The following is a 262-nucleotide window of genomic DNA, read 5'->3' as shown; positions in this document are numbered from 1 at the left end:
TGCTCGAGGTCCACATCCACCAGCGCGCCGACCACCCGCAACGGCAACCCCTGGGCATCGCGGCGGGTCTGCCCGCGGGCGCGGAACCAGCGGTACTCGCCGCTTTTCATCTTCAACCGGTACTCGATGTCGAACGGCGTCTTGCCGGTGCGGTCGTTCAGGTGCGCGGCGAAGGCGACCAGGCTGGCCTCCTTGTCCTGGGGATGCAGGCGCGAGGCCCAGCTGTCCAGCACGTCGGGGAATTCCTCCACGGTCTCGAACC

General features: G+C 68.3%; 1 protein-coding gene. It reads right to left on the bottom strand.

Annotated elements, in window-relative coordinates:
• Positions 1-262, bottom strand: a 262-nt coding sequence (locus G7007_RS21940) for a PAS domain-containing protein (RefSeq protein ID WP_181105204.1), incomplete at both ends; no start/stop codon positions are given.

Source organism: Pseudomonas entomophila (genome assembly GCF_013523125.1).
Lineage (GTDB): Bacteria > Pseudomonadota > Gammaproteobacteria > Pseudomonadales > Pseudomonadaceae > Aquipseudomonas > Aquipseudomonas entomophila_B.
This window is presented reverse-complemented; position numbering and strand designations above follow the sequence as displayed.